This is a genomic window from Micromonospora sp. URMC 106 (assembly GCF_051386395.1).
GTDB lineage: Bacteria > Actinomycetota > Actinomycetes > Mycobacteriales > Micromonosporaceae > Micromonospora.
In genome coordinates, this window is sequence record NZ_JBPQTP010000153.1 from 1 (window position 1) to 12,770 (window position 12,770).

General features: G+C 75.0%; 13 protein-coding genes. 7 read left to right on the forward strand and 6 right to left on the reverse strand.

Features of this window, described 5'->3' with window-relative positions; all coding sequences use genetic code 11:
• Positions 1-73: 73 nt before the first annotated feature.
• The 3 genes from ACSNOB_RS29590 to ACSNOB_RS29600 form a co-directional block, all read right to left on the reverse strand.
• Entirely contained in the window at positions 74-1,270 is a 1,197-nt protein-coding gene (locus ACSNOB_RS29590) for a mechanosensitive ion channel family protein (RefSeq protein ID WP_436690461.1), read from the reverse strand.
• A gap of 84 nt (positions 1,271-1,354) precedes the next feature.
• A complete protein-coding gene (locus ACSNOB_RS29595) occupies positions 1,355-2,176 on the reverse strand; it encodes a DUF1206 domain-containing protein (RefSeq protein WP_436690463.1) in 822 nt (273 codons plus the stop codon).
• A gap of 60 nt (positions 2,177-2,236) precedes the next feature.
• The gene (locus ACSNOB_RS29600) at positions 2,237-2,602 is read right to left on the reverse strand and encodes a hypothetical protein (protein WP_393109671.1); all 366 of its coding nucleotides are present in this window, start codon (positions 2,600-2,602) and stop codon (positions 2,237-2,239) included.
• A gap of 155 nt (positions 2,603-2,757) precedes the next feature.
• On the opposite strand from ACSNOB_RS29600, the gene ACSNOB_RS29605 reads away from it, so the two are divergent.
• Positions 2,758-3,984, forward strand: a complete 1,227-nt coding sequence (locus tag ACSNOB_RS29605; RefSeq protein WP_436690465.1) for a cysteine desulfurase-like protein — start codon at positions 2,758-2,760, stop codon at positions 3,982-3,984.
• Positions 3,981-4,268 carry a GNAT family N-acetyltransferase gene (locus tag ACSNOB_RS29610; RefSeq protein WP_393109667.1) on the forward strand — a complete coding sequence of 96 codons (288 nt, stop codon included), beginning with the start codon at positions 3,981-3,983 and terminating at the stop codon, positions 4,266-4,268. Before ACSNOB_RS29605 ends, ACSNOB_RS29610 begins: the two co-directional genes overlap by 4 nt.
• Positions 4,269-4,290: 22 nt before the next feature.
• Here the strand turns inward: ACSNOB_RS29610 and ACSNOB_RS29615 are convergent, their stop codons facing one another.
• On the reverse strand, positions 4,291-5,781 hold the full coding sequence (locus ACSNOB_RS29615) for a glycoside hydrolase family 3 protein (RefSeq protein ID WP_436690468.1): 1,491 nt from the start codon (positions 5,779-5,781) through the stop codon (positions 4,291-4,293).
• Positions 5,782-6,065: 284 nt separating this feature from the next.
• On the opposite strand from ACSNOB_RS29615, the gene ACSNOB_RS29620 reads away from it, so the two are divergent.
• From ACSNOB_RS29620 to ACSNOB_RS29640, 5 genes are all read left to right on the forward strand, one after another.
• The gene (locus tag ACSNOB_RS29620; RefSeq protein WP_393109663.1) at positions 6,066-6,188 is read left to right on the forward strand and encodes a hypothetical protein; all 123 of its coding nucleotides are present in this window, start codon (positions 6,066-6,068) and stop codon (positions 6,186-6,188) included.
• Positions 6,189-6,279: 91 nt separating this feature from the next.
• The gene (locus ACSNOB_RS29625) at positions 6,280-7,230 is read left to right on the forward strand and encodes a TIGR03557 family F420-dependent LLM class oxidoreductase (RefSeq protein WP_436690470.1); all 951 of its coding nucleotides are present in this window, start codon (positions 6,280-6,282) and stop codon (positions 7,228-7,230) included.
• Between the two features lie 222 nt (positions 7,231-7,452).
• Positions 7,453-9,084, forward strand: coding sequence for a RecQ family ATP-dependent DNA helicase (locus tag ACSNOB_RS29630; RefSeq protein WP_436690472.1), 1,632 nt, complete (start codon positions 7,453-7,455; stop codon positions 9,082-9,084).
• 65 nt (positions 9,085-9,149) lie between these two features.
• Positions 9,150-9,653 (forward strand): hypothetical protein, encoded by a 504-nt coding sequence (locus ACSNOB_RS29635; protein ID WP_436690474.1) that lies wholly within the window; start codon positions 9,150-9,152, stop codon positions 9,651-9,653.
• A 190-nt stretch (positions 9,654-9,843) separates the two neighbouring features.
• Complete coding sequence (locus ACSNOB_RS29640) at positions 9,844-10,914, forward strand: helix-turn-helix domain-containing protein (RefSeq protein ID WP_436690476.1); 1,071 nt, start codon at positions 9,844-9,846, stop codon at positions 10,912-10,914.
• 178 nt (positions 10,915-11,092) lie between these two features.
• Here the strand turns inward: ACSNOB_RS29640 and ACSNOB_RS29645 are convergent, their stop codons facing one another.
• Together ACSNOB_RS29645 and ACSNOB_RS29650 are read right to left on the reverse strand one after the other, a co-directional pair.
• A complete protein-coding gene (locus tag ACSNOB_RS29645) occupies positions 11,093-12,076 on the reverse strand; it encodes a DNA topoisomerase IB (RefSeq protein ID WP_436690478.1) in 984 nt (327 codons plus the stop codon).
• Positions 12,060-12,770, reverse strand: a 711-nt coding sequence (locus ACSNOB_RS29650) for a glycosyltransferase family 9 protein (protein WP_436690480.1), incomplete at its 5' end; no start/stop codon positions are given. The genes ACSNOB_RS29645 and ACSNOB_RS29650, both read right to left, overlap by 17 nt.

The following is a 12,770-nucleotide window of genomic DNA, read 5'->3' on the forward strand; positions in this document are numbered from 1 at the left end:
CTCCGGTGGGACGCGCGGGGGTGGGTCAGCGGCGCGCCTCGGCGGAGGCTCCGGTGGCGCGCGCAGCGGTGGGTCAGCGGCGGGCCTCGGCGGGCTCGTCGGGGCCGACGAACGCCTCGCTGCGGGCGTCGCCGTCGTCGCTGCCGCCGAAGACCCGGGCGTCGTCGGGCACCTCGCCGTCGGCGAGGCGGCGCACCGGCCGCCGGGGCCGCACCCACTGCCAGGGCAGGTTGCTCTCCGCGTCGCCGATCTCGGTGCGCATCCGGGGCATGGCGGTGGGCCGGTGGTCGCGGATCCAGGCGACCAGGTGCTCGCGGACCAGGCAGCGCAGGTCCCACAGACTGCCGGCGTCGGCCGCGCTGACCAGCGCGCGCACCTTGATCATGCCGCCGGTCGCGTCGGTCACCTGGAGCACGCAGACCCGGCCGTCCCACAGCTCGCTGCTCTCCACCAGGCGACGCAGCTCCTCCCGCATGGCCTGCACCGGGATCGCCCAGTCGACGTCGAACTCGGCGGTGCCCAGCACGGCCGCCTCGGTCCGGGTCCAGTTCTGGAACGGCTTGCTGGTGAAGTACGAGGTGGGCAGGATCAACCGCCGGTCGTCCCAGATCTGCACCACGACGTAGCTGAGGGTCAGCTCCTCGATCCGGCCCCACTCCCCCTCGACCACCACCACGTCGTCGAGGCGCACCGCGTCGCTGAAGGCGAGCTGCAGGCCGGCGAAGACGTTGCCCAGCAGGCTCTGCGCGGCGAGCGCGGCGACCACACCGACGACACCGGCACTGGTCAGCACGCCGGCGCCGATGCCGCGTACGGCCGGGAAGGTCATCAGCATCACGCCGACCGCCAGCACGACGATCACCGCGATCGTCAACCGGCGCAGCATCACCACCTGGGTCCGCACCCGCCGCGCGTGCCGGTTGTCCGGCACGTCCACCCGGAAGCGGGCCAGCGCCGTGTCCTCCGCCACCACGAGCAGCGAGGCGACCAGCCAGGCGACGCTGGCGATCACGCCGAGCACCAGCGCGTGCAGCAGCACCCGCCGCCACTGCTCGCCGACCGCGTAGCCGGTGCTGAGCCGGACGGCGAACTGCACGGCGAGGACGGTGGCGGCGACCTGGATCGACCGGTGCGCGTGCTCCGTGAGCTCGGTCAGCAGCAGCGAGCGCCGGCCGAGCCGCCGGACCACCCGGTGCGCGATCTCGACCACGAACAGAGCGATCGCCGCCGCGGCGAGCGCGGCGACGATCGTTCCGAGGTAGCTCTGCACAGACTCTCTCCTCCTTCGGACCGGGCGGTGGCGCTTCGGGCACAAAGGCCCAATGATGCCCGGTCCCGCCGGAATCGACCAGGCTCAGACCTTCCGGTACCGGGACTGGAAGAAGCAGAAGAGACCGAAGGCGCCGATGCCGAGCGCCACGAGCGTCAGCAGCAGCTGGCCGTACGACTGGTCGCGCAGCGTGCGCAGCGCGGAGTCCAGGCCCCGGGCCTTCTCCGGGTCGTAGCTCAGGGCGGCCACGATGATCAGCAGGCCGGCGATGCCGTACGCGACGCCCTTGGCGACGTAGCCGGCGATGCCGAGCCGGCGGGCGAGCCGCCGGGTCTCCGGGCCCATCTCGCCGCTCTTGAGGTGCTTCTCGAAGCGCTTGACCAGCCCGTAGATCACCAGGCCGACGCCGATCACGGCGAGGACCAGCCCGGCCAGGCCGACGAGCCAGCGGCCGCCGGAGGACTCCATGGCCTTGCCGGTCAGCGCCTCCTGCTGGTCGGCGCTGTTGGCGGCGGCGTCCCTGAAGACCTTGAAGGCCGTCCAGGAGAAGTAGAGGTAGACGAGGGTCCGGCCGAGCGAGGCCAGCCGCTCCCAGACCCGTTCCTTGCCGCGCTCGGCGCGGTGCCCGACGGCCGCCTCCAACGCCTGCCAGATCGCCATGGCGAGCAGGCCGACCGCGATCGTGACGACGAGGAACTTGCCCAGCGGCTGGGCGGCGATGGTGCGCAGCGCGCCGGACTGGTCCCCGTCGTCGGCGGGCTTCCCGAACGCGATCTGCAACGCCAGCCAGGCGAACAGGAGGTGCACGATGCCGTAGCCGATGAAACCGACTCGGGCCAGGATTTCCAGCCACCTGCTGTTCGCCGTGCGGGAGGCGGTGGCTTCGGCGTTCCGGGTGAGTGACATGGCGCCACAATCTCCGAATGCGGAGATCCCCAAACGTCGGCCACCGCCGCCCGGGGCGGGTCAGTTGCCGGGGTTCCTCGACACCCGGATCTTGACCTCCTGGTCGGTGACGCTGTCCAGGGTCACCGCGAAGCCGCCGACCTCGGTGGCCTGCTGGCCGGTGGTCAGCGACACCTGCTCGCCGGCGACCTCGACGGTCACCTGGTCGCCCTGCGCGCCGACCAGCTTGGCCTCCACGCCGAGGATGGTGGCGCGGGCGTCGACGCCCCGGTCGAACGTGACCGTGCAGGCGTCCAGGCCGCAGTCGGTGCTGGCGCCCTCGGAGCTGCAGCCGGCCAGCAGGGCGACGCCGAGCGCCAGGCCGGCCAGCAGGCCGGCGGCCCGGCGGGTGGGGATCAGCGGGGAGTCAACGCGTCGGTTCGTCACGCCGCCAAGGGTACGAGACGCCCGCGACACCGGCAGCGAATGATCATCGGCCGGGCGGTCGGCGCCGGGGGCCGGCCCGGCCCGCCGCAGTCCGGGAACCCCACCGCCCGGGGGACGGCGGGCCGGTGGCAGCCGGCGGGGCTAGGGTCCCCGGCATGCCGTTCGACATCGCCCGCACCCGGGCCGCCTACCCCGCCCTGGCCGAGGGCTTCGTCCACCTCGACGGGGCCGGGGGCACCCAGACCGCCGCGCCCGTGATCGACGCGGTCGCCGACGCGATGCGCGCGGCGGTGGGCAACCGCAGCGCCGCGTTCGCGCCCGGCCGACGGTCCCTGGAGATGGTGGCCGCAGCCCGCGCGGCGGTGGCCGACCTGCTCGGCGCGCAACCCGACGGGGTGGTGCTGGGTCCGAGCGCGACGGCGCTGACCTACTCGCTGGCCCGCACCCTCGGCGCGGGCTGGCGCCCCGGCGACGAGGTGGTGCTCTCCCGGCTCGACCACGACGCGAACGTCCGCCCGTGGGTGCAGGCCGCCGAGGCGGCCGGCGCGACGGTGCGCTGGGCCGAGTTCGACCGGGACACCGGGGAACTGCCGGTCGACCGGTACGCGGACCTTCTCGGCGAGCGGACCCGGCTGGTCGCGGTGACCGCCGGCAGCAACGCGATCGGCACGGTCCCCGACGTGGCGGCGATCGCCAAGACCGCGCACGCCGCCGGCGCGCTGGTCTGTGTCGACGGGGTGCACTCGGTCCCGCACGGCCCCACCGACCTGGCCGCGCTGGGCGCGGACTTCCTGGTCACCAGCGCCTACAAGTGGTCGGGGCCGCACCTGGCCGCGATGGTGGCCGCGCCGGCGACGTGGGAGCGGCTGCGCCCGGCGAAGCTGCTGCCCTCCTCCGACGCGGTCCCGGACCGCTTCGAGTACGGCACGCCGAGCTTCCCCCTGCTGGCGGGGGTCGCCGCCGCGGTGGACCACCTGGCCGGGCTGGACCCGTCCGCCACCGGCAGCCGCCGCGAGCGGCTGCGCGCCGGGCTCGCGGCCGCGCAGGCGTACGAGGAGGCGCTGCTGGACCGGCTGCTCGCCGGGCTCGCGGCGCTGCCCGCCGTCCGGGTCCTCGGCTCCCCCGCCCGGCGCTGCCCGACCGTGTCGTTCCGGCTGGCCGGGCTCTCCCCGCAGCGGACCCAGGAGGAGCTGGGCGCGGCCGGGCTCTGCCTCTCCGCGGGCGACTACCACGCCTACGAGTACTTCCAGGCGATGGGGCTGCGGGACAGCGGCGGCGCGGTGCGCGCCAGCATCTACCACTACAACACCGCCGAGGAGGTGGACCGGTTGCTCGCGGAACTGGACCGGCTCGCCGCCGACGGGGGCAGAATGACCGGGTGAGCACCCTGGTCGAGGACGATCCCGCCAAGCACCGGTTCGAGATCCTGGTCGACGACGCGCTGGCCGGGTTCACCGCGTACCTGCCGCGCGACGAGGTGCTGGTCTTCACCCACACCGAGGTGGACCCGAGGTTCCAGAACATGGGCGTCGGCGCGGCGCTGATCCGGGGCACCCTCGACGAGCTGAGGGAGCGCGGCACGAAGGTGGTGCCGCGCTGCCCGTTCATGGCCGCCTTCATCGACCGGCACCCCGAGTACGCCGACCTGGTCGTCCCCGGGGCGTAGCGGGGACGACCCGGCGGGCCGGTCAGCGGCCGGTCAGCAGCTCCGCGGCGGCGCGGGCGGCGGAGCGGGTGGCGCCGTGGGTGGCGACGTGGACCGCCCCGGTGACCGCCTCGGGCACGCCCAGCTCGACCACGACCGCGTCCGGGCGGGCGGCCAGCGCGCGGCCCACCGCCGCCCGCATCCACCCGTGCCGGTGCAGGTCGCGCACCACGAGCACCACGCACCGGCCGGCCGCCCCGACGGTGGGGTCGGCGGGCACGTCGGCCTCGGCGTAGCGGGCGGTGGTGGTGCCGGGGAGCAGGTCGGCCAGCGGGGCGGCCAGGCCCCACGGGGTCTCCGGCCCGATCGCGATGTTGCGCGGCGGCTCGAACTCGACGACGTGCGCGGGGCCGGTCAGCGGCAGCGCGCCGACGCCGGCGGGCGCGGTGGTGACCCGCAGCGCCCGGCGGGCAGCCGCCAGCCCGACGGCGGAGCCGCCCGGGCCGGGGCGGGGCCGGGGCCGGCGGTCGGCGCGGGCGCCCACCGTCCAGGCGGCGAGCTGACCGACCCGCTTCGCCGCCTCGGCGAGGCGTTCCTCGGGCAGGTCACCGGCGACGACGGCGGCCACGACGGCGTCGCGCAGCAGCCGCGCCGACTCCTCGTCGGCCCGCTCCCCGCCGACGCAGATCGCGTCGGCGCCGGCCGCGAGGGCGCGCACCGCCGCGCCGGCGAAGCCGTACCGGCCGGCGACCGCCCGCATCTCCACGGCGTCGGTGACCACGACGCCGGAGAAGCCCAGCTCGTCGCGGAGCAGCCCGCCCAGGATCCGGGCGCTGAGGGTGGCCGGCAGCTCCGGGTCCAGCGCCGGCACCAGCAGGTGGCCGGTCATCACCGCCTGCACCCCGGCGGCCACGGCGGCCCGGAACGGGGCCAGCTCGACGGCGTCGAGGCGGGCCCGGTCGGCCGTGATCCGGGGCAGGTCGTGGTGCGAGTCGACGCGGGTGTCGCCGTGTCCGGGGAAGTGCTTGGCGCAGGCGGCGACCCCGCCGGCCTGCAGGCCCCGCACCCAGGCGGCGGTGTGCCGGGCGACCAGCGCCGGCTCGGCGCCGAAGGAGCGGACGCCGATCACCGGGTTGGCCGGGTTGGAGTTGACGTCGGCGTCCGGCGCGTAGTTCAGGGTGATCCCGAGTTCGGCGAGGTCGGCGCCCAGGTCCTCGGCGACCCGCTCGGTGAGCGCCGGGTCGTCCACCGCGCCGAGGGCGAAGTTGCCCGGCCGGGAGCTGCCCCGGGCGGACTCGATCCGGGTCACGTCGCCGGCCTCCTCGTCGATGGCGACGACGACGTCGGGACGCTCGGCGCGCAGGGTGGCGGTCAGCGCGGCCACCTGCTCCGGGTCGACCACGTTGCGGGCGAAGAGCACCACCGAGCCGAGCCCCTCGCCCAGCCAGCGGCAGATCCAGGGCGGCGGGGTGGTGCCGACGAACCCGGGTTGCAGGACGGCGGCGGCCAGGGCCGCGAGGCTCCCGGCGCTCACGCCGGCACCGCCGCCCGCTCGGCGGCGACCGGCCGGCGGTCGTCGGCCACGCCGCGGGGTGCCACCCCGCCGGGTCCCAGGGGTCGGTCGTCGCGCCCGCTCACGCCGGCCCGCCCGCGTGGTGGCTGATGGTTCGCTGGCTCATGCGGTCGTCGTACCCCCGTCTTCTCCGCGCCCGGCGGGCCCGCCACCGGCGGGCGGTGCTGCCATGGTCACATCGCGCGAAGAAATAGTCAATAAACCTTACAGTTGCCGTCGCGGGCGGGACTGGGGACAGTTCGGGGATGGATTCCCTGCTGCTCGCCGACGCGACGAGCCCGGCCGACGTCCCCGGCGTGCGCCTGCTCGGCCTGGTGGTCGGCGGCCTGCTGCTGCTCGCCGCGATCCGCGCCATGTTCCGGCGTTGACCCGCGCCCGCGCGGACCGACCGGTTCCGACGGCGGCCACCGGGGTACCGCCTGCCTCGTTGGACCCGGTACGACACCGCGAGGGGGAACGATGAGGATCGGCTACTTCCTGTCCACCGAGGAGTACACGCCCGCCGAGCTGCTGGAGCAGGCGCGCGGCGCCGAGCGGGCCGGCTTCGAGGCGCTCTGGATCTCCGACCACTACCACCCGTGGACCGACGCGCAGGGGCAGAGCCCCTTCGTCTGGTCGGTGATCGGCGCGCTCAGCCAGGTCTGCCGGCTCCCGGTCACCACCGCCGTCACCTGCCCGACCGTGCGCGTCCACCCGGCGGTCGTGGCCCAGGCGGCGGCCACCAGCGCGGTCATGCACTCCGGTCGGTTCGTGCTCGGGGTGGGCAGCGGCGAGGCGCTCAACGAGCACATCCTCGGCGACGCCTGGCCGCAGACCGACGTCCGGCTGGAGATGCTGGAGGAGGCCGTCGAGGTGATCCGCGAGCTGTGGCGGGGCGGCTTCGTCAACCACCACGGCAAGCACTACACCGTCGAGCACGCCCGGATCTACACGCTGCCGGACGCTCCCCCGCCGATCTACGTCTCGGGCTTCGGCCCGAAGGCCGTCGACCTGGCGGCGCGGATCGGCGACGGCTTCGTCAACACGTCCCCCGACGCGGAGCTGGTGCGCCGGTTCCGCGAGGGCGGCGGCGGCGACAAGCCGTGCCAGGCCGGCTTCAAGGCGGCGTACGCGCAGACCGAGGAGGAGGGGATGCGCATCGCGTACGAGCGCTGGCCGAACGCCGGGGTGCCGGGCGAGCTGTCCCAGGTGCTGCCCTCGCCGCGGCACTTCGAGCAGGCCGCGGAGCTGGTCCGGCCGGAGATGATGAAGGACGCGTTCGTCTGCGGGCGGGACGCCGACGCGCACCTGGCCAAGATCGAGGAGTACGCCAAGGCGGGCTTCGACGAGGTCTACGTCGCCAACACCGGCCCGAACTGGCAGGGCCTGCTCGACCTCTACCAGCGCGAGGTGCTGCCCCGCCTGCGTTGACGGCGCACCGGCCCGCCCCGATGGGGCACCGCCGACGGCGCCGGCCCCGGCCCGGCGGAACCCGCACCCGCCCGGCCGGGGCCCCGGTGCGTCGCCCGCCCCTGCCGCCCCGTCGCCGGGCGGGCCGGCGGCCGGGCCGGCCCCCGGGCGCGCGAGCGGCGTCGCCCAGGCCACCTTGGGAGCGGTTTCGCCGCTGATCACGGCGGGTACCTCCGGCCCTCGATGAAACCGTCCACGCATTCGACGACGCTGCGCCGCGCGGCGAAGAGCCTCTTCGGCTGGACCGCGCTGCGACCGCACCAACTGGCCGCCATGCGGGCGGTGATGAAGCGCCGCGACGCCCTGGTGGTGCTGCCCACCGGCGCCGGCAAGTCGGCGATCTACCAGATCCCGGCCAGCCTGATCCCCGGCCCGACCGTGGTGATCTCTCCGCTGCTCGCCCTCCAGCAGGACCAGATCGCGGCCCTCAACGAGCGGCAGCGGCCCGAGCTGCGCGCGGTGCGGATCAGTTCGGACGAGTCGCCCGCCCAGCAGGCGGAGGCGATCGCCGAGATCCGCGACGGACGGGCGGAGTTCCTCTTCATCACGCCGGAGCAGCTCGCCAACCCCGACCGGATGGCGGAGGTGAAGTCGCTCAAGCCGGCGCTGGTGGCGATCGACGAGGCGCACTGCATCTCGGCGTGGGGGCACGACTTCCGCCCGGACTACCTGGCGCTCGGCCACCTCATCGACGGCATCGGCCGGCCGCCGGTGGTGGCGCTCACGGCCACGGCCTCCCCGCCCGTACGCGACGACATCATCGCGCGGCTCCGGCTGAGCGAGCCCGAGGTGGTGGTCTCCGGGCTGGACCGGCCGAACCTGTTCCTCGAGGTCGCCCACTGCCCGACCGAGGACTACCGGTGGCGGCGGCTGATCGCCCTGCTGCGCGACGACACGCGGCCCGGCATCATCTACGTGCCCACCCGGCGCTCCGCCGAGGAGCTGGCGGCCCGGCTCACCGACGCCGGGTTCCCGGCGCAGCACTACCACGGCGGCATGGCGGCCGGGGCCCGCGCCGAACTGCACGAGGCGTTCCTCGCCGACCAGGTGCCGATCATGGTCGCCACGTCGGCGTTCGGGATGGGCATCGACAAGCCGAACATCGCCTGGGTGGTCCACATGGCGCTGCCCGACTCGCCGGACAGCTACTTCCAGGAGATCGGGCGGGCCGGCCGGGACGGCGCGCCGGCCCGGGTGCTGCTGCTCTGGCAGGCCGAGGACGTCGGGCTGCAACGCTTCTTCAGCGGCGGCCTGCCGGACGCGACGGAGCTGCGCGACCTGTCCGCGCTGCTGCGCAAGAAGGCGCGCACCAAGAAGGAGCTGCGGGAGGTCACCGGCCTCGGCCCGCGCAAGCTCGGCCAGTACCTCGCCCTGCTGGAGCAGGTCGGCGCGGCCGAGCCCCGGGCGAAGCAGCGCATTGGGGCGCCGCGCTACTCCCCCACGCCGGTGGACGCCGCCGCGGCGGCCCTGGCCGAGGCGGAGCGGCAACAGAGCGTGACCCGGTCGCGTACCGACATGATGCGGGCCTTCGCCGAGACCACCGCCTGCCGGGGGCAGACGCTGCTGGCCTACTTCGGCGAGCAGATGACCCAGGTCTGCGGGCACTGCGACAACTGCCACGCCGGCACCAGCACCCCCGACGACGGCGCCGTCGGGCCCTTCCCGGTGCACAGCCAGGTCCGGCACCCGGAGTGGGGTGCCGGCCTCGTGCTGAGCTACGAGGAGGACCGGATGACGGTTCTGTTCGACGAGGTGGGGTACAAGACGCTGTCCGTCAGCGTGGTGTCCGAACAGGGCCTGCTGACCCTCGACTAGCCTGAGCCGGGCTCCGCTGGCGGGGCCGTGGACGACGAGCGATTCAGTGCGGAAGGGGCGTTGCCGTGATCGAGCAGCCGGCGTACACCGGATTCGGTTTCTCCGACGAGGAGTGGGGGCTGCTGGCGGGCCTGCCGCAGTCGGTGCTGACCGCGGCGAGCGCCGCCGAGTCCGACGGCACCCGGCGCACCATGGCGGAGAACGCGGCCGGGCTGGAGACCATCGCCGCCGGCCGGGAGTCGGCCAGCCCGCTGGTCGCCGCCGTGGCCGGGGAGATCGTCTCGCGGGTGGGCGACCCCGAGGCCGGCGAGGAACTGCCGGTCATCGAGCCGTCCGACCCGCGGGCCTACCTGGAGGACGTGCTGGGCCGCGCCAAGCAGGCGGCGGCGCTGCTGGCCGCCAGGGTGGACGAGGGCGAGGCCGGCGCGTACAAGCACTGGCTGGTGGAGATCGCCGAGCAGGTGGTGGGCGCGGCCTCCAGCGGCGGCATCCTCGGCCTCGGCGGGGACGTGGTCAGCGACTCGGAGCGGCGCTTCCGCGACCGGCTCGCCCAGGTGCTCAACGACTGACGCGACGAGGACGGCACCGGCGTCGTCCGGTGCCGCCCTCGCGTGTCCGGCGGGTGGGCGCGGCCTGGCGGCGGTGGGCCGATGGTGGCCGGGGTCGGCATGGCCGACCCGGGGGTCGGCCCGCAGGCGTACCGGGACTCGCGGACACCGTCCCGATCGCCACCGGGCCGGTGACCGACCACGGTGGACAATGTCCACCGGACGGGAGCGACGGACGGGGGCGGGAATGCTGCGGCGGACGACCATCGACACCGAACAGGTCGCGGCGGCCGATCGCTTCGACATGTGGCTGGACGTGGTGGCCCGCACGGCGTCGCCGCTGCGGATCCGGACGGAGCACGCGCACGACTTCGCCGCGCGGGCCGAGATCATCGAGCTCGGCCCGATCCAGGTGGTCAACTACCGGTACCCGTCGCTGGACGGCGTGCGGACGCCGAAGCTGGTGCGGCAGTCGGATCCGGAGATCTACACGCTGGCGCTGACCGTCAACGGCGACGGCGTGGCCAACCAGGCCGGCCAGAGCAGCCTGTTGGGGCCCGGCGAGTTCACCTTCTACGACGGCTCCCGCCCGCACGGGGTCCGGCACCTCGGCGACGATGACGGCCGGGAGCCGGCCCGGTCCGTGGTGGCGATCATCCCGCACGGCGCGCTGCCGCTGCCGCCGGACCGCCTGGCGCCCCTGCTCGGCGGCCGGATGTCGGGCACCGAGGGGATCGGCGCCCTGCTGGCGCACTTCCTCGTCCAGGTCGCCAACCACCCCGAGCAGTATCATGCCGCCGACGCCGCCCGGCTCGGCACCGTCGCGCTGGACCTGGCGTCCACCATGCTCGGCCGGCACCTGGTGGCGGAGGACGCCGTGCCCACCGAGGTGCGCCGGCGCGCGCTGGTGACCCAGGTCCAGGGCTACATCCAGCGGCACCTCGGGGACGCGACGCTCAGCCCCCAGATGGTGGCGGACGCGCACCACATCTCGCTGCGCAGCCTGCACCGACTCTTCCAGGCCGAGGAGTCGACGGTCGCGTCGTACATCCGCGACCTGCGGCTGGCGCGGTGCCGGCACGACCTGGCCGACCCGGGCCTGCGCCACCACCCGATCCAGGCGATCGCGGCGCGCTGGGGATTCCCCGACAAGGCACACTTCAGCCGGGTGTTCCGGTCCGTGCACGGCACGACCCCGCAGGCATGGCGCGCCGGTCAGGCGGAGCTGGCACGGAAAGTCAACTCGACGGCGTCCACGGTCAACCGGGTCGGGGCAGACTGACACCCGAAGCGGCCGATCCCCTCCGAGCCGACGGCGACAGCGGGATCGGGCGTCAACGGGGGCCGTGGCGAGGCGCCCGCCGCCCACCGAGGCGGCGGGCGGCCGCCCGGTGACCACCCCGACGGCGTCCTGGACCCCGGCCCCGCCACTCTCCCCCCAGGACCGAGGGCGGGGCCGGTCAGGCGTCTTCCAGCAGTTCCAGCACGATCCGCTCGACCTTCTCGCGAGCGGTCCGCCCGTCGACCGGGGCCACCACGCCGTCGTGGTAGAGGTCGACCACGCGCGGGTCGACGTAGGACGTGCGTGCCACCGTCGGGGTGTTGCCGAGCAGTTCGGCGACGTCCCGCATCACCGCCGCGGCCGCCCTCTTCCGGGCGGTCGCCGAGCGCTGCGACCCGGCCGTCGCCAGCTCGGAGGCGGCCAGCACGGTGGCGTGCCAGGTTCGGAAGTCCTTCGCGGTCATCTCCCCGCCGCTGGCGTCGCGCAGGTAGTCGTTGACCTCGTCGCTGCGCACGTCGCGCCAGTCGCGGCCATCCCAGTAGCCGAACAGCCGGTCGGCCGCGCGTCGCCGGCGGCGCAGGTTCGTCAACACCCGGCACAGCTCCGGGTCCTCGATCCGGCGCACCTGCTCGATGCCGCCCTTGGCGGGAAACTCGAACACCACACAGCCGCCCCGGGACCGGGCGTGCTCGGGGCGCAGGGTCGACACCCCGAACGTCGCGTCGTCGCCGACCGCGTACTGGTCGCTGCCGACCCGGAACATGCCCATGTCGAGCAGCCGGGTCACCGTGGCCAGCACCCGGTCCCGGTTCAGCCCCCGGCCGGAGAGGTCCCGCGCCACCCGTTCGCGCAGCACCGGCAGCCGGCGGGCCACCTCCAGCACGTGGTCGAACTTCGCCTCGTCGCGCTTCTGCCGCCAGACGGGGTGGTAGAGGTACTGCTTGCGTCCCGCCGCGTCCACGCCGGTGGCCTGGATGTGCCCGTTCGGGTAGGGACAGATCCACACGTCCCGCCAGGCGGGCGGGATCACCAGCTCGCGCAGCCGGCCCAGCTCGCCCGCGTCGCGGACCGGCTCGCCGGAGGGGTCGAGGAAGAGCCAGCCCTTGCCGCGCCGGCGACGCCCGTACCCCGGCCTGCCCGGATCACTACGCCGCAACCGCACCGGACACCCGCACCGCCTGTTCCGCCTCGTCCACGGCGGCCACCACCTGGTCGACTCCGATGGCCGCCAACGTCGGATGGCTTCCTACCCCGTCCCACCTCGGCCAATCCCGTGCGCCGGCCCACAACACCCGGTGCCGGGGCCAGTCCGGTGGCGGCCCCCACAGTGCCGGGGAGACCGGGCCGAAAAGCACCACAGAGGCGGTGCCGTAGCCGGTGGCCAGGTGCGCCACGCCGGTGTCCCCGCAGACCACCAGCCGGGCGTACGCGACCAGGGCCGCCAGCCCGGCCAGGCCCGTCCGGCCGGCGAGCACCGCCGTGCCGGGCAGCCCGGCGGCGTACGCGACCCGCTCGGCGAGCGCCCGCTCGTCGGCGCTGCCGGTCAGCACCACCCGGTGCCCCCGGCGGGTCAGCTCCCGGGCGAGCGCGGCGAAGCGCTCCGCCGGCCAGCGCTTGGCCATGATCTTGGTGCCGGGGTGCAGCAGGGTGACCCCGGTCGGGGTGTCCCCCGCCGGCGGCCGGCGCAGCCGCAGGTCGGCCGGATCAGCCGCCATCCCGTACCACCGCAGCAGCCGGCACCAGCGGTGCACCTCGTGCTCGTCGTCGTCCCAGTCGGGGCCGTCGTGGTGGCCGGCGTCGGGGTTGGTGAAGGCGAGCAGTCGGCCGGGTCGGGTGTCGGCGAGCATGCGGTGTGA